Annotated in this window: 13 protein-coding genes; 5 read left to right on the forward strand and 8 right to left on the reverse strand. The window is 74.0% G+C overall.

All coding sequences use genetic code 11. From position 1 onward, the window contains the following. Positions 1 to 342: 342 nt before the first annotated feature. Positions 343 to 1,836 (forward strand): AlkA N-terminal domain-containing protein, encoded by a 1,494-nt coding sequence (locus tag ACIA8F_RS09420; RefSeq protein ID WP_399377683.1) that lies wholly within the window; start codon positions 343 to 345, stop codon positions 1,834 to 1,836. Between the two features lie 51 nt (positions 1,837 to 1,887). Then, positions 1,888 to 2,391, forward strand: a complete 504-nt coding sequence (locus ACIA8F_RS09425; protein WP_399377684.1) for a methylated-DNA--[protein]-cysteine S-methyltransferase — start codon at positions 1,888 to 1,890, stop codon at positions 2,389 to 2,391. A 4-nt stretch (positions 2,392 to 2,395) separates the two neighbouring features. Here the strand turns inward: ACIA8F_RS09425 and ACIA8F_RS09430 are convergent, their stop codons facing one another. The 5 genes from ACIA8F_RS09430 to ACIA8F_RS09450 all read right to left on the reverse strand — a co-directional run bounded on the left by ACIA8F_RS09430 (position 2,396) and on the right by ACIA8F_RS09450 (position 6,380). Beyond that, complete coding sequence (locus ACIA8F_RS09430) at positions 2,396 to 2,848, reverse strand: GNAT family N-acetyltransferase (protein ID WP_399377685.1); 453 nt, start codon at positions 2,846 to 2,848, stop codon at positions 2,396 to 2,398. 92 nt (positions 2,849 to 2,940) lie between these two features. Continuing rightward, the gene (locus ACIA8F_RS09435) at positions 2,941 to 3,585 is read right to left on the reverse strand and encodes a CatB-related O-acetyltransferase (RefSeq protein WP_399377686.1); all 645 of its coding nucleotides are present in this window, start codon (positions 3,583 to 3,585) and stop codon (positions 2,941 to 2,943) included. 2 nt (positions 3,586 to 3,587) lie between these two features. Next, on the reverse strand, positions 3,588 to 4,016 hold the full coding sequence (locus tag ACIA8F_RS09440; RefSeq protein WP_399377687.1) for a hypothetical protein: 429 nt from the start codon (positions 4,014 to 4,016) through the stop codon (positions 3,588 to 3,590). A gap of 52 nt (positions 4,017 to 4,068) precedes the next feature. Further along, positions 4,069 to 4,569 carry an NUDIX domain-containing protein gene (locus ACIA8F_RS09445; RefSeq protein WP_399377688.1) on the reverse strand — a complete coding sequence of 167 codons (501 nt, stop codon included), beginning with the start codon at positions 4,567 to 4,569 and terminating at the stop codon, positions 4,069 to 4,071. A 71-nt stretch (positions 4,570 to 4,640) separates the two neighbouring features. Then, a complete protein-coding gene (locus ACIA8F_RS09450; RefSeq protein WP_399377689.1) occupies positions 4,641 to 6,380 on the reverse strand; it encodes a BCCT family transporter in 1,740 nt (579 codons plus the stop codon). A 144-nt stretch (positions 6,381 to 6,524) separates the two neighbouring features. Here ACIA8F_RS09450 and ACIA8F_RS09455 point away from each other — a divergent pair, with 144 nt between their 5' ends. Then, on the forward strand, positions 6,525 to 7,673 hold the full coding sequence (locus tag ACIA8F_RS09455) for a glycerate kinase (RefSeq protein WP_399377690.1): 1,149 nt from the start codon (positions 6,525 to 6,527) through the stop codon (positions 7,671 to 7,673). 376 nt (positions 7,674 to 8,049) lie between these two features. Here the strand turns inward: ACIA8F_RS09455 and ACIA8F_RS09460 are convergent, their stop codons facing one another. Then, on the reverse strand, positions 8,050 to 8,697 hold the full coding sequence (locus ACIA8F_RS09460; RefSeq protein WP_399377691.1) for a cysteine hydrolase family protein: 648 nt from the start codon (positions 8,695 to 8,697) through the stop codon (positions 8,050 to 8,052). A 197-nt stretch (positions 8,698 to 8,894) separates the two neighbouring features. On the opposite strand from ACIA8F_RS09460, the gene ACIA8F_RS09465 reads away from it, so the two are divergent. Together ACIA8F_RS09465 and ACIA8F_RS09470 are read left to right on the forward strand one after the other, a co-directional pair. Beyond that, positions 8,895 to 9,899, forward strand: a complete 1,005-nt coding sequence (locus ACIA8F_RS09465; RefSeq protein WP_399377692.1) for a GlxA family transcriptional regulator — start codon at positions 8,895 to 8,897, stop codon at positions 9,897 to 9,899. Continuing rightward, entirely contained in the window at positions 9,896 to 12,775 is a 2,880-nt protein-coding gene (locus tag ACIA8F_RS09470) for a SpoIIE family protein phosphatase (RefSeq protein WP_399377693.1), read from the forward strand. The genes ACIA8F_RS09465 and ACIA8F_RS09470 overlap by 4 nt, the downstream gene beginning before the upstream one ends. A 22-nt stretch (positions 12,776 to 12,797) precedes the next feature. Here the strand turns inward: ACIA8F_RS09470 and ACIA8F_RS09475 are convergent, their stop codons facing one another. Together ACIA8F_RS09475 and ACIA8F_RS09480 are read right to left on the reverse strand one after the other, a co-directional pair. Further along, positions 12,798 to 13,391 carry a GNAT family N-acetyltransferase gene (locus ACIA8F_RS09475; RefSeq protein WP_399377694.1) on the reverse strand — a complete coding sequence of 198 codons (594 nt, stop codon included), beginning with the start codon at positions 13,389 to 13,391 and terminating at the stop codon, positions 12,798 to 12,800. Positions 13,392 to 13,439: 48 nt separating this feature from the next. After that, positions 13,440 to 15,500 carry a SpoIIE family protein phosphatase gene (locus ACIA8F_RS09480; protein WP_399377695.1) on the reverse strand — a complete coding sequence of 687 codons (2,061 nt, stop codon included), beginning with the start codon at positions 15,498 to 15,500 and terminating at the stop codon, positions 13,440 to 13,442. Between the last annotated feature and the right edge of the window lie 7 nt (positions 15,501 to 15,507).

Raw genomic sequence — 15,507 nt, forward strand, 5'->3', positions numbered from 1 at the left:
CTGGGGCTCCGCCCCAGACCCCGCTCCTCAAACGCCGGAGGGGCTGGATTGTGCCGCTGCGCGGCACACCAGCCCGCCCCGCGCACATCCAGCCGGACGCCGGCCAAACTCAGCCCCTCAGGCGTTTGAGGAGCGGGGGCCCGGGGGCTGGCCCCCGGCAACGGCGCCGCACCCGGAAGCGGGTCCGGGCGAAGCCCGGGGAACGGTGGAAGGGCGGGTAGGGGACCCAGCCAGCCCCGCGCAGCGGCGCACCCGCAGCGCGGCCCGGGCCGGGGGCGTCCCCGTAGGCTTGGTGTCGGAAAACCGCCAGCCCCGGGGGCGGCCCGCCGGGAGGATGGAGCCATGTACACCGATACGGAGCGTTGCGTACGGGCCGTCCAGTCGAAGGACGCACGGTTCGACGGCTGGTTCTTCACCGCCGTCCGGACCACCGGAATCTACTGCCGCCCCAGCTGCCCCGCCGTACCGCCCAAGGTCGAGAACATGACCTTCCTGCCCAGCGCAGCCGCCTGCCAGCAGAACGGCTACCGCGCCTGCAAGCGGTGCCGCCCCGACACCTCCCCCGGCTCCCCCGAGTGGAACGCCCGCGCCGATGCCGTCGCCCGCGCCATGCGCCTCATCCAGGACGGGGTCGTCGACCGCGAGGGCGTCCCGGGGCTGGCCTCGCGGCTCGGGTACTCCGCCCGGCAGGTGGAGCGCCAGCTGGGCGCCGAGCTCGGCGCCGGGCCGCTCGCCCTGGCCAGGGCCCAGCGCGCGCAGACCGCCCGGCTGCTGATCGAGACCTCCGGGCTGCCGATGGGCGACATCGCATTCGCCGCCGGGTTCTCCTCGATCCGGACCTTCAACGACACCGTCCGCGAGGTCTTCGCCCTGGCTCCGAGCGAGCTCCGGGCGCGGGCGGCCGGCCGGGGAGCGGCCCCGGGCCCCGGCGCCGCGCAGGTACCGGGCACCATCAGCCTGCGGCTGCCCTTCCGGGCCCCGCTCACCCCCGACAACCTCTTCGGGCACCTCGCCGCGACCGCCGTCCCCGGGGTCGAGGAGTGGCGGGCCGGCGCCTACCGCCGCACGCTGCGGCTCCCGTACGGCACCGGCGTCGTCGCCCTGACCCCGCGGCCCGACCACATCGGCTGCCGGCTCGCCCTCACCGACCTGCGCGACCTCACCATCGCCATCAGCCGCTGCCGGCGGCTCCTGGACCTCGACGCGGATCCCGAGGCCGTGGACGAGCAGCTGAGCTCCGACCCGCTGCTGGCCCCGCTCGTGGCCAAGGCTCCCGGCCGCCGGGTGCCGCGCACCGTCGACGCGGAGGAGTTCGCCGTACGGGCGGTGCTCGGCCAGCAGGTGTCCACCGCGGCGGCCCGTACGCACGCGGCCCGTCTGGTGCGGGCCCTCGGCGAGCCGGTGGCCGACCCCGACCCCGAGGGCGGGCTGACCCACCTGTTCCCGACCTCGCAGGCGCTGGCCGGCATGGACCCGGAGTCGCTGGCCCTGCCGCGCAGCCGGCGGACCACCTTCACCACGCTCGTCTCGGCCCTCGCCGACGGCTCGCTCCCGCTCGGCATCGACAGCGACTGGGAGGCGGCCCGGGCCCGGCTGGGGGCGCTGCCCGGCTTCGGGCCGTGGACCACCGAGATCATCGCGATGCGGGCCCTGGGCGATCCGGATGCCTTCATCCCGGCCGACCTGGGCATCCGGCGGGCCGCGAAGGGGCTCGGGCTGCCCTCCACGCCCGCGGCGCTGACGGCCCGGGCGGCGCACTGGCGGCCCTGGCGCGCGTACGCCGTGCAGTACCTGTGGGCCACCGAGGACCACGCGATCAACGTCCTGCCCGCCTGACCCCGGCATCGACCGCCTTCCGACTTCCGACCTCCGAGGAGTACGAGCATCATGAGCAGCAGCACCAGGCAGCACACCGTCGTGGACAGTCCCTACGGACCGCTCACCCTCGTCGCCGCCGACGGGTTCCTGTGCGGCCTCTACATGACCGACCAGCGCCACCGTCCGGCCGAGGAGGCCTTCGGGGAGCGCGTCGCGGCCGGCGAGGCCCCCTTCCCGGAGGTGGTGCGGCAGCTGACCGCGTACTTCGCCGGGGAGCTCACCGAGTTCGACCTGCCGGTGCGGCTGGAGGGCACCGAGTTCCAGCGCAGCGTGTGGGAGCAGCTCGTACGGATCCCCTACGGGCAGACCTGGTCGTACGGGGAGCTGGCCGCCAGGCTCGGCAAGCCGAACGCCTCCCGCGCGGTGGGCCTGGCCAACGGGAAGAACCCGGTCAGCATCGTGGTGCCGTGCCACCGCGTCATCGGAGCCTCCGGCTCCATGACGGGCTACGGCGGCGGCATCGACCGCAAGGTGCGCCTGCTGGCCTTCGAGTCCGGGGCGGAGCAGCTCTAGGCCCTCAGGCGGTGTCCTGCCCGGTCAGCGGCTTGAGCAGGTGCACGTCCGCGTGCGTTCCGTGGATCCCCGGGATCCGGGCGGTCTCCACGTAGCCGTGGCGTTCGTAGAAGCCGGGGGCCTGGAAGGTGTACGAGGAGACGGCCACGCGATCGCAGCCGCGTCGCCGGGCCTCCGCCTCTGCCGCCCGCAGGATCCTGCCGCCCCAGCCGTCCTTGCGGCTGTCCTCGCGGACCCACAGCAGCTCGATGCCGCACAGACCGCCCCAGGTCGACGCGGAGAGGCCGCCGATCAGTCCGCCCGCTTCGTCGGTGGCCTTGACCGAGAACGTGCCGCGGTCGGACACGCCGGTGGCGGCCGTGTTGAAGGCGGTGAGTTCCTCGGTCAGCCGGTCGTCGAGCGCGGTGTCGCCCTCGCCGGTGGTCAGTGTCGGGCCGCGGCCGTGGTCAGTCGTCACGGCGCGGAGTATGTCAGCCGCTCCGGCCGCTCGGCACGTCAATTCCCGCCCGCCTCGCCGTTCCCGCGGCCCGGCGCCGCCGGTGGTCCGGCTCAGGCCGGAGGGGCGACCGCTTCCAGGTCGGCGACGGTGCCGGACATGACGGTGCGGATGTGGCGGGTGAGGTGTTCCGCGGGCCAGTCCCACCAGGCGAGCGCGAGCAGGCGGGCGACGTCCTCGTCGGTGTAGCGGGTGCGGATGAGGGTGGCGGGGTTGCCGCCGACGATCCCGTAGTCGGGGACGTCGTCCACGACGACGGCTCCGGCGGCGACGATCGCGCCGTGCCCGATGCGCACCCCGGGCATGACCATGGCCCCGTAGCCCATCCAGACGTCGTTGCCGACGACGGTGTCGCCCCGGCCGGGGAGGCCCGTCAGCAGGTCGGCGTGGACGGCCCAGGACCCGCCCATGATCGGGAAGGGGAAGGTGGAGGGGCCGTCCATCCGGTGGTTGGCGCCGTTCATGAGGAACCGGACCCCGGTGCCCAGGGCGCAGAACTTCCCGATGACCAGCTTCTCGGGCCCGTAGTGGTAGAGCACGTTGCGGGTCTCGAAGGCGGTGGGGTCGTCCGGGTCGTCGTAGTACGCGTACTCGCCCGCCTCGATCAGCGGGGAGGTCACCAGCGGCTTGAGCAGGACCACGCGCGGCTGCCCGGGAATCGGGTGGAGCACCGTCGGGTCTGCGGGCAGGAGGTCCACGGCTAGATGACCACCAGCGGGACCAGCAGCGCGAAGGCGGCGCCGGCTTCGACCGCGTAGGCGTACAGCGACGGGTGCTGGACGGGGGCCGCGAGCAGGACCACGCTCTGCTGGACGGCGGCCGCGCCCACCCACTCGGCGTCCGCGCCGAGGCCGCCCTGGTACCAGCCCTCGCAGGCGCCGGGGCCGGTGACGGCAAGGACGTCGTCCGAGCGGCGGTAGAAGGCCTGCCAGCCCTCGGCCGGTACGGACCAGGCCTCGAAGTCGGTGAACTGGGCCCAGCCGCCGTCCCGGATCGCGGCGTCGAACATCCAGACCGGAACCCCTTCGGGGGTGACCTCGCCGCCCTCCTGCTGATCGGTGGTGAAGTGGACCATGGGCAGGGCGTCGGGCCCGTCGGCGGTGCTGGGCCAGGCGTACATCGTGATCATTCGCTGAATTCTGTCCTGCTCGGTGTAGGCAAGGAATAACGAGCGGGACCGCCTACGAGGCCTGCGGCCGGCGGCCGTTCTCCAGCTCAGCGGCGCCTTCGCCGGTCCGCAGGACCCGGCACGCCTCCACGGTGCGCAGGCCCAGGGACCCGAGCAGATGGTCCGTCAGCTCGGCCTGTTCCACCAGCCGCCACGAGAGCAGCTCCTCCTCCTGGAGCTTGATGGAGGCGAGTTGCGCGGCATCGAGCACGCCGCCGTCGTAGAGGTAGGCGACGAGCGGGGGCCGGCCCTCGCCGGTGGACCAGTCGACGGCGAGCAACCGGCCGAGCGGCACGTCGATGCCGATCTCCTCGGCGCTCTCCCGGCGGGCGGCCGTGCGCGGGGACTCCCCCGTGTCCGACTCGATGGTGCCGCCCGGCAGGGCCCAGCCCTCCCGGTAGTTGGGCTCGACGAGGAGCACCCGGCCCTCGGCGTCCCGGAACAGGGCGGCCGCTCCGGCCAGCACCCGGGGCAGGCTCGCGATGTAGGTGGCGTAGTCATCGGTGGTGGTCACGCCGCAACCCTACCCAGCCGCCCCGGATGCCCGGGGCTCGCTCCTCGCCAGGGGGCGCTCCTCCCCGGGAGTCACTCCTCCGTGGGGCCGCCGCCCGGCGGGCCGTCCTCGCGGTCGCGGTTCCTCGACTCCGCCACGCGGCGCAGCCGCGGGTGGCGGGCCGGGCCCTGTTCGGTGATGGCGTCGCCGACCATGGCCTTGACCGCGTCCCGGAGTCCGTGGAGGGCGTGGTGGCGGACGGGCCCCGCCCCCGGGTCCTCGCGGAGCTCCTTCACCAGGGCCCAGCACAGGAGCAGCATCACGACCACGAACGGCAGCGCGACGAGGATGGTGGCCGTCTGGAGGGACTTCAGGCCGCCCGCGACGAGGAGTACGGCGGCCACGGAGGCCATGAGCACGCCCCAGGTGACCACGAGCCACGTCGGCGGGTGCAGGGAGCCGCGGCTGGTGAGGGAGCCCATGACGAGGGAGGCGGAGTCGGCGCTGGTCACGAAGTAGGTCATCACCAGGAGCATGGCGATCCACGAGGTGACGGTGCCGAGCGGGAGCGCGTCGAGCATCGCGAAGAGCGAGGCCTCGGTGCCCTCCTTGGCCTTGGCCGCCATGTCGGCGACGCCGGTGGCGTCGAGGCGGATCGCGGTGCCGCCCATGACGCAGAACCAGACGACGGTGGCGCCGCTGGGCACCAGGAGCACGCCGACGAGGAACTCGCGGATCGTGCGGCCGCGCGAGATGCGGGCGATGAAGGTGCCGACGAAGGGTGCCCAGGAGAGCCACCACGCCCAGTAGAAGATCGTCCACGCGCCGAGCCACTCGCTGTCGGTGAAGGCTCCCGTGCGGGTGGCCATCGGGAGCAGTTCGTGCAGGTAGCTGCCGACGCTCGCCGGGATCACGTCGAGGATGTAGACGGTCGGGCCGAGGACGAAGACGAAGGTCATCAGGGCCGCGGCGAGCACGATGTTGATCGTGCTGAGCCATTTGACGCCCTTGTGCAGCCCGGAGAAGGCGGACAGGACGAAGGCAGCCGACAGGGAGCCGATGATGATCAGCTCGACCGTGGTCGAGTCCTCGATCCCCGTGGTGATGTTGAGCCCCTTGGCGACCTGGAGGGCGCCGAGGCCGAGGCTGGTGGCGGTGCCGAAGACGGTCGCGAAGACCGCGAGCAGGTCGATGGCCTTGCCCGGCCAGCCGTCGGCCCGTTCCTCGCCCATGAGGGGGACGAAGGCGGAGCTGAGGCGGTTGCCGCGGCCCTTGCGGAAGGTCGCGTAGGCGAGGGCGAGGCCGGCGATGCCGTAGATCGCCCAGGGGGTGAGGGTCCAGTGGAAGAAGGAGTAGTCGAGCGCGGCGCGGGCGGCGTCGCCGGTGCCGGGGGCCGCGCCGGAGGCCGGGGGCGGGTTCAGGTAGTGCGTGAGCGGCTCGCCCACGCCGTAGAACATGAGCCCGATGCCCATGCCCGCGCTGAACATCATCGCGATCCACGCGAGGTTCGTGAACTCCGGCTCCGAGTCGTCCCTGCCGAGGCGGATCCGGCCGAAGCGGCTGATCGCGAGCACGACGCACATGACGAGGAACACATCGGCGGCGATCACGAAGAGCCACGCGAAGTTGCTCAGCACCCAGGCGAGGGCGGTGCTCGACGCCGAGTCGAAGGAACTCTTCCCGAGCGCCGCCCAGGCGACCACGGCCAGGACGGCGATCACTCCGATGGTGACGACGGTGCCGTCGGGAGTGCCGTCGGGGCCGTCGGCGGGACCTGCGGACCCTCCACCTGGGGAATCCGGACGTGGCTGTTCCAGTGAATCCGTGCTCATGCGGCCACACTATGCAGGCGTATATCCCTATTTAGGGGTATGGCGCGCCGCGTGTGGCCCAGGCCACGCATGGGCATAGGAGGATCCTCCGGATAGGCTCAGGGGTGGCGCGACTGCACTGTTCGATAGCAAGGGATTAGCAAGGTGACGGACGGAGCAGTAACTGAGACCGCGCGCGTGCTCATCGCCGCGGACAAATTCAAGGGCTCGCTCACGGCCGTTCAGGTCGCGGAGCGGGTGACGGCCGGCCTTCGCAAGGCCGTACCGGGCGTGGAGATCGAGACCCTCCCCGTCGCGGACGGCGGCGACGGTACGGTCGCGGCCGCCGTGGCGGCCGGTTTCGAACGCCGGGAGGTACGGGTCACCGGACCGCTCGGTGACCAGGTCACGGCCGCTTTCGCCCTGCGCGAGGGCACCGCGGTGGTCGAGATGGCGGAGGCCTCCGGGCTCCAGCTGCTGCCGGCGGGTGTCTTCGCCCCGCTGACGGCGACCACCTACGGCTCCGGCGAACTGCTGAAGGCCGCACTCGACGCGGGAGCCCGCTCGATCGTCTTCGGCGTGGGCGGCAGCGCCACCACCGACGGCGGCGCGGGCATGCTGGCCGCGCTGGGCGCCGTGTTCCTGGATGCGAACGGTGAACCGGTCGGTCCGGGCGGCGGCGCGCTGGCCGGGCTGGCCTCGGCCGACCTGTCGGGCATCGACCCCCGCATCAAGGAGATCGACTTCGTCCTGGCGAGCGACGTGGACAACCCGCTGACGGGTCCGAAGGGCGCTCCGGCGGTCTACGGCCCGCAGAAGGGGGCGTCGCCCGAGGACGTCGCGACGCTCGACGCGGCGCTCGCGCACTTCGCGGTCGTCCTCGAGAAGTCGATCGGCTCCCTGGCCGCCGAGGCAGCGGTTTCGCCCGGCGCGGGCGGCGCGGGCGGCATCGGCTACGGTGCGCTGCTGCTCGGCGCCTCGTTCCGGCCCGGCATCGAGCTGATGCTCGAGGTGCTCGGCTTCGCGCCGGCGCTGGAGCGGGCCACGCTGGTCATCACCGGCGAGGGTTCGCTGGACGAGCAGACCCTCCACGGCAAGGCTCCGGCCGGTGTCGCGGCGGCGGCCCGTGCGGCCGGCAAGCCCGTCGTCGCGGTCTGCGGCCGGCTGCTGCTCTCGCAGGAGGCGCTCGAGGCCGCCGGCATCCGGCGGGCCTACCCGCTGACGGATCTGGAGCCGGACCCGGCGGTGAGCATCCCGAACGCGGGGCCGCTGCTGGAGCGGGTGGCGGAGAACATCGCGGCCGACGTCCTCTGACGAGGCGTCCGCCCTGTCCGGCGGCCCGGATCCCCCGACGGGGGGTCCGGGCCGCCGGCGTTTCCCCGGCGGCGCGGGGCCGAGCCGGGCCGGGTGGCCCGGGGGGGATGTCCCCTACCCGCCCTTCCACCGTTCCCCGGGCTGCGCCCCGGACCCCTTCTGGGGCTCCGCCCCAGACCCCGCTCCTCAAACGCCGGAGGGGCTGAAATGGCGCTCCGCGCCATCCAGCCCGCTCCGCGCACATCAAGCCGGACACCGGCCAAAATCCAGCCCCTCCGGCGTTTGAGGAGCGGGGGTCCGGGGGCTGGCCCCCGGAACGGGTCCGGGCGGAGCCCGGGGAACGGTGGAAGGGCGGGTAGGGGACAGCCCCGCAGGGTCAGGCCCGGGCCGCGGTGACCAGGGACTCCGTGGTGACGATCCGGGCGAAGCCGCCGCCCTGGAGGTTCACCGCGGTGGCGGTGGCGAGCTGGTCGGCCGTCAGGCGGGGGGCGTCCGGGCCGGCTTCGGCGGCCAGGTCGAAGGTGTGCGTGGCATCGAGCGGCACGAGGACCTCGTAGCCCAGGTTCCCGGCCATCCGGGCCGTGGTCTCGACGCACATGTTCGTCTGGATCCCCGCGACGACGAGCTGGCCGACGCCCTGGGCGGTGAGCCAGTCGGCGAGGTCCGGGGTGCCGTAGAAGGAGGAGTTCACGGACTTGGTGACGTGCAGCGCGGCCCGCCCGGCCCGCTCGGCGACGAACTCCTTGAGGGCGTAGCCGGGCCGGTCCGGCGCGAGGACCGAGCCGGGGGTGCGGGAGGCGTGCTGCACGAGCACGAGCGGCCGGCCGGTCTCCTGCCAGGCGTCCATCAGCGCGGCGATGTTCGCCTCGGCCGCCGGGTTGTTGCGCGGCCCCCAGAAGTCGGCGTCGTCGAAGCCCTGTTGGACGTCGATGATCAGCAGGGCGCTGTTCGGAGCGATCTCCACCAGGGGCGCGGTGGCGGTAGCCGTCTCGGTGGTGGCCGTGGTCTCGTTCTCGTTCGTCATGCCCTCATCCTGGGCGGCCGCGCCTCCCCGGAACAGCACCACCGGGCCCGCGAACCGATGGGATCCTGCCACCCCTGGCAGCATCGGGCCCGACGAGGCCCGGAGCCCGGCTCCGTCGCAGGTCGGGGGCCTCGCGGCCGATTCCGCAGGGGGCTCGGCCCTCCCCTTCCGCGGGGCCTGCGTGGCAGACTCACGCCATGCACCGCGTCGCGATCGTCGTTCAGCCCGGCATCCGCGCTTTCGACCTGGCCGTCATCACCGAGGTCTGGGGGCATGACCGCGGCCACCGCGGAGTACCGCCCTTCGATCTGCGCCGGTGCGCCCTGGAGACCGGCCCGATCCCGCTCCCCGGAGGGCTGACCCTGACCCCGGACCGCGGGCTCGACTGGCTCGCCGGCTCCGACCTCGTCGTGGTTCCCGCGCTCGACCGGCCCTGCGATCCGACGCCCGAACCGGTCCTCGCCGCCCTGCGGGACGCCCACGCCCGCGGCATCCCGGTGGCCGCCCTGTGCGCCGGCGCCTTCATCCTCGCCGAGGCCGGGCTGCTGGCGGGCCGCCGGGCCGTGACCCACTGGTCGCTGGCCCCGGCCCTGGCCGGACGGTACCCCGCCGTGCGCGTCGAGGAGGCCCCGCTCTACGTCGGGGACGCGGGGCTGTGGACCTCCGCCGGAGTCGCCTCCGGGATCGACCTCTGCCTCCACCTGGTCCGCGAGGCCCACGGCTCCGAGACGGCCGCCGCCATCGCCCGCGCGATGGTGACCGGCCCCTTCCGCACCGGCGAGCACGCCCAATACCTGGACCGCCCGACCCCGGTCGCCGACCGGACCGCCGAGGCGCTGGCCCTCGTACGGGAGCGGGCGCTCGGGCGGCTGCACGAGGCGCTGGACGTGGCCACCCTGGCCCGCTGGGCCGGGATGTCGCCGCGGTCCTTCGCCCGGCACTTCGCCGCGGCGACCGGGACCACCCCGCACAAATGGCTGCTGGGCCACCGTCTGGACGAAGCCCGCAAACTGCTGGAGCGCACCGATCATCCGGTCACCGAGGTGGCCCGGCGGGCCGGATTCGCCAGCGAGGTCACCTTCCGCCAGCACTTCACCTCGTACGTCGGCACGAGTCCCCGCGCGTACCGTGCGGCCGCCACCGCACCGGGCCCCCCGGCGCCTCCCCCAAACCCCGCCGACAGTGTTAGAAATGGCTCATGACCGGACGTTTTGGCCCACCGAGGGGCTCTGAGGGAGCGCCCGAGGACAGGCCCCCGCCCGAGGACGGGTCCCCACCCGGAGCCGGGCCGGCGGACGGACCCGGCCGCAGTCGCGTGCGGCGCCTCGCGCACCGCCTCGCCCGCCCTTTTTCCCGGCTGTTCTCCCACCTCTCGCTCGGCGCCCGCAGCGTCGCCGGCCAGGTCTTCGCCCTCCAGGCCGTCCTCGTGCTGGTGCTGATCACCGCCGCCGCCACGGCCCTGTTCTTCCAGGCCCGCTACGACAGCCAGCGCGACGCCCGCAACCGCTCCCTCGCCGCCGCCGAGGCCTTCGCGCACGCCCCCGGCCTCCCGGCCGCCCTGGAGTCCACCGACCCCACCGCGGTGCTCCAGCCGCTGGCGGAGGCCGCCCGCCGGGCCTCGGGCGTCGATTTCATAGCCGTCATGACCACCGACGGGATCCGGTACACCGACTCCCGCCCCGAGCTGATCGGCCAGCGCGCCACCGGTGACCTCTCCCGCGCCGCGGCCGGACAGGCCTTCACCGAGACCTTCGAGGGCAAGCCGAGCGACGTGGTCCGCGCCGTGGTGCCCGTACGGGACTCCGCGGGCGCGGTGGTCGGCCTGGTCTCCACCGGCATCGAGGTCGCGAACGTCGGCGACGGGGTCGAGGGCCAGCTGCCCCTGCTCCTCGGCGCGGCCACCGGCGCCCTGCTCCTCGGCACCGGCGGCGCGGCCCTCGTCAGCCGCCGGCTGCGGCGCCAGACCCGGGGCCTCGGCGAGGCCGAGATGACCCGGATGAACGAACACCACGAGGCGGTTCTGCACGCCGTCCGCGAGGGCGTCCTGATCATCGACGCCGAGGGCCGGCTGCTGCTCGCCAACGACGAGGCCCGCCGCCTCCTGGACCTGCCCGCCGACGCCGAGCTGCGGCACGTGGGCGAGCTCGGCCTCGATCCGCCCACGGCCGCGCTGCTGGCCTCCGGGCGGTCCGCCACCGACGAGGTCCACCGGGCCGGCGACCGGCTCCTCGCCGTGAACGTGCGCCCCACCACGCCCTACGGGGGCCGCCCGTCCGGCACCGTGACCACCCTGCGCGACTCCACCGAGCTCGCCGCGCTCTCCGGCCGGGCCGCGGTGGCCCGCGACCGGCTCCAGCTGCTCTACGACGCCGGGGTGCGCATCGGGACCACCCTGGACGTGGTGCGCACCGCCGAGGAGCTCTCCGAGGTCGCGGTCCCGCGGTTCGCGGACTTCGTCACCGTCGAGCTGCTGGAGCCGGTGCTGCGCGGCGAGGAGCCCGGCGGCGGCACGCACACCGAGATGCGCCGGGCGGCCATCAGCGGGATCCGGGCCGAGTCCCCGCTCCAGCCGGTGGGCGACGTCATCCGCTTCGTCGTGGCGACCGCGCCGATGTCGGCGGCCCTGGAGAGCGGGAGGGGGGTCCTCGCGGCCGATCTGACCGCTGCCGTCGGCTGGCGGGCCCAGGACCACGACGGCACCCGGGTGGCCCTGGACTACGGGCTGCACTCGCTGATCTCCGTACCGCTCCAGGCCCGCGGGGTGGTCCTCGGCATGGCCAACTTCTGGCGGGCCGACACCCCCGAGCCCTTCGACGAGGAGGACCTGTCCTTCGCCGAGGAGCTGGCGGCGCGGGCTGCGGTCTCCATCGACAACGCCCGCCGCTTCACGCGCGAGCACGCGGTGGCGGTGACCCTCCAGCGCAGCCTGCTGCCCCGGGTGCTGCCCGATCTGAGCGCCGTGGACGTCGCCTTCCGGTACCTGCCCGCTAAGGCGGGGGTGGGCGGCGACTGGTTCGACGTGATCCCGCTCGCCGGGGCCCGGGTCGCCCTGGTCGTCGGCGACGTGGTGGGGCACGGGGTGCACGCCGCCGCCACCATGGGCCGGCTGCGGACCGCGGTGCACAACTTCTCCACGCTCGACATGCCTCCCGACGAGCTGCTGGGCCACCTCGACGAGCTGATCGACCGGATCGACCAGGACGAGTCCTCGGCCGACGAGGGCTTCGGGGAGGGCGAGTCCGCGGGCGTCACCGGCGCCACCTGCCTGTACGCGGTGTACGACCCGGTGTCCGGCCACTGCGCCATGGCCAGCGCCGGCCACCCCGGCCCGGCACTGGTCGGGCCCGACGGGCGGGTCGAGTACCCCGAGCTGCCGATCGGGCTGCCGCTGGGCGTCGGCGGGATGCCCTTCGAGGCCGTCGAGCTGCAGCTGCCGGAGGCGAGCCGGCTCGTGCTGTTCACCGACGGGCTGCTGGAGGACCGCGACCGGGACTTCGACACCGGCCTGGCGCTGCTGACCGAGGCCCTGTCCCGGCCGGGCCGCAGCCCCGACCAGGCCTGCGCCGACGTGCTGGCCGCGCTGCTGTTCCCGGCGCCGAGCGATGACATCGCCCTGCTCGTCGCCGACACCCGGCGGCTCCCGGCCGGGCAGATCGCGGAGTGGGAGGTGCTCCCGGACCCCGCGGACGTGTCCCGGGTCCGCCGCGCGGGCTCCGCGCAGCTCAGCGCCTGGGGCCTGGGCGACGTCACCTTCACCGCCGAGCTCATCCTCAGCGAACTGATCACCAACGCCATCCGCTACGGGAGCGCGCCGATCCGGGTCCGGCTGCTCCGCGACCGCACCCTGATCTGCGAGATCGCCGACGGCAGCAGCACCTCTCCGCACCTGCGCTACGCGGCCACGACCGACGAGGGCGGGCGCGGCCTGTTCCTCGTCGCCCAGTACGCGGAGCGGTGGGGCACCCGCTACACGGACCGCGGCAAGGTGATCTGGGCGGAGCTGCCCCTGACGGGCGCGGCCGAGCCGGCGCCCCCGGCCGAGGTGGACCTGGAGGCCCTGGAGGACCTGGCCTGGTAGCGGGAGGGCCGCGGCGGACGGCTCAGAGCCGGGCGGCCAGCCGGGCGGCCAGCCGGGCCTTGGCCTGCGGCCATTCGTCGGCCAGCAGGGAGAAGTACACGCTGTCGCGCCAGGTGCCGTCCGGGCGGCGCCGGTGGCGGCGCAGGACGCCTTCGCGCTGCGCCCCGAGGCGGGCGATCGCGGCCTGGGAGCGGGTGTTGAGGTGGTCCGTCTTGAGCTGGACCCGGCCCATGCCGAGGTCCTCGAAGGCGTGGGTGAGCAGCAGCAGCTTGGACTCCGTATTGACGGCGCTGCGCCAGTACGCGCGCCCGTACCAGGTCCAGCCGATCTCCAGGCGTTCGTGCTCCGGGCTGATGTCGAGGTACGTGGTCCAGCCGACGGCCTTGCCGCTCGCGAGGTGGATGACGGCGAAGGGGAGGTAGTCGCCTCCGAGCACCGTGTCGAGCCTGGCGCCCATCTCCTCCTGCGACTGCGGCGCGGGGCCGCCCTGCCAGCGCCAGACCTCCTCGTCGCGGCCGCCGGCCTCGTACAGGTCGGGGAGGTGGCTCCGGGTCAGGGGCTCCAGGCGGACGTGGCGGCCCGTGAGGACGACGGGGGACGGCGACTTGGCAGACATGGGAGAGAAGATAATCGCATTCTGCACTAGGCACAAACAATTATTGCGCTAGTGCGTTGGGAGCATCCGGGCCAGCAGGACCGCCACGTCGTCCTGCGGGGCCTCCGGGAGGAGGCGTTCCAGGATCGTGTCGCACAGGGCCTCCAACGGCTCCCCCGCACCCCTCAGGGCGCCCGCGAGCCCGGCCATGCCCTCGTCCAGGTCCCGGTCCCGGGACTCGATGAGCCCGTCCGTGTAGAGCACGAGCAGGCTGCCCGGATCGAGCCGGACCTCCTGCGTGCGGAACTCCCGCCCGCCCGTGCCGAGGGGGGTTCCCGGAGGGCCGTCCAGGAAGGTCACGGCTCCGGCGGCCGTCACCACGGCCGGCGGCGGGTGGCCGGCCCGGGCGATGACGCAGACGCCCGTCACCGGGTCGTGGACGGCGTAGACGCAGGTGGCCATCTCGTCCTCGCCGAGGTCGGCCACCACCGCGTCCAGCGAGCGGAGCATCTCCTCGGGGGTGACCTGGTGCCGCGCCAGGGTCCGTACCGCGGTGCGCAGCTGGCCCATGACCGCGGCCGCGTGGATGCCGTGGCCCATCACGTCGCCGATCACCAGGCCGGTCCGGCCGTCCGGCAGCTCGATCACGTCGAACCAGTCGCCGCCGACGTCGTGGTCGCTGGCCGGCAGGTACCGGCCGGTCAGCTCCAGCCCGGCGACCTCGGGCAGCGCGTTGTTGGTGAGGCTGCGCTGGAGCGTCAGGGCCGCCGCGCGCTGGGTCGTGTACATCCGGGCGTTGTCGATGTTCAGGGCCGCCCGGGCCACCACCTCGTCGATCAGCACGCAGTCCTCGTGGTCGAAGGGCTCGCGTCCGCGCAGCCGGGTCACCACGACCACCCCGAGCACCCGGCCGCGGGCCACCAGCGGGACCATCCGGGCGCAGCCCAGGGTGGCGAGGTAGGCGCGCAGGGCGGCCGCGCGCGGATCCCTGATCAGGGCCGGGATGTCGGCCGTGAACAGGTTCATGGCCTGGCCCTCGGTGATGACCAGCTCGTAGGCGGTGTGCGCCGGGATCTGGAAGGTCTGCCCGGCGACCAGCTTGGCGGTCGGGGCGGCCGGGTCCGGGAAGACGGCGGCGAGGCGGCGCAGCAGCCCCCGGGTGGACGCGCCGGCCTCGTCCGGATCCAGTACCGCCTCCAGGAGCTGTACGTCGGCCGAGTCCGCGAGCTGCGGTACCAGCACCTCCACGATCTCCTGGGCCGTCTGCCCGAGGTCGAGCGTGGTGCCGATGCGGGTACCGGCCTCGGAGAGCAGGGCGAACCGGCTGCGGGCCCGCTCCGCCTCCGCCTGGGCGCGCTGCCCGTCGGTGATGTCGATGAGGGAGGCGATCAGGCCGAGCCGCCGCCCGGAGCCGTCCAGCAGCGGGGCGTAGGAGCAGGACCAGGTCCGGTCGTGGTCGGGGTCGGCGGGGGTGCGGCCGGTGCGGCGGACGTCCACGACGGCGGAGCCGCACTCCAGCACCTTGCGCATGAGCCGTTCGAGCGCGGCGGCATTGACCCCGGGGACGACTTCGGTGAGCCGTTTGCCGACGTGCTCGGCGGCGGACACGCCGTTCATCCGGGCCAGGGCGTCGTTGACGCGCAGGAAGCGCAGGTCGGGACCGAGGGTGCCGAGGCCGATCGGCGACTGAGTGAACAGGCTCTGCAGCGCGGCGAGCGAATCGCGCATCCCCAGGACCTCGGAGGTCTCCACGGCGATCAGCATGGAACCGGTGCGCCCCTGCGGATCGGGGGACGGCAGGATCCACATCTCCATGGGGACCTGGTGCCCGTCGCGGTGGCGCACGGGCAGGGTGCCGACGACCGTCTCCCCGGCCTGGACCCGGCGGGTCAGCTGGTCGGCGAGCTCGTGGTTGGCGTCGGGGACGAGGACCTCGGAGCCCGGCCGGCCGAGGATGTCCTCGGGGCGGTGGCCGAGCAGGTCCTGTGCGGCCAGCGACCACTCGACGACGCGGCCGTCGGCGTCCTCGCGCCACAGGGCGATCGGCAGCAGTTCGGTCAGCACGCCCGCGTACCCGACAGCAGCCACCGGCTGGTCCGGTACCTCGCTCGTCTCCTGGTACGTGTCCAATGCGCCG

It is taken from the genome of Streptomyces sp. NPDC051563 (assembly GCF_044454225.1).
GTDB lineage: Bacteria > Actinomycetota > Actinomycetes > Streptomycetales > Streptomycetaceae > Streptomyces.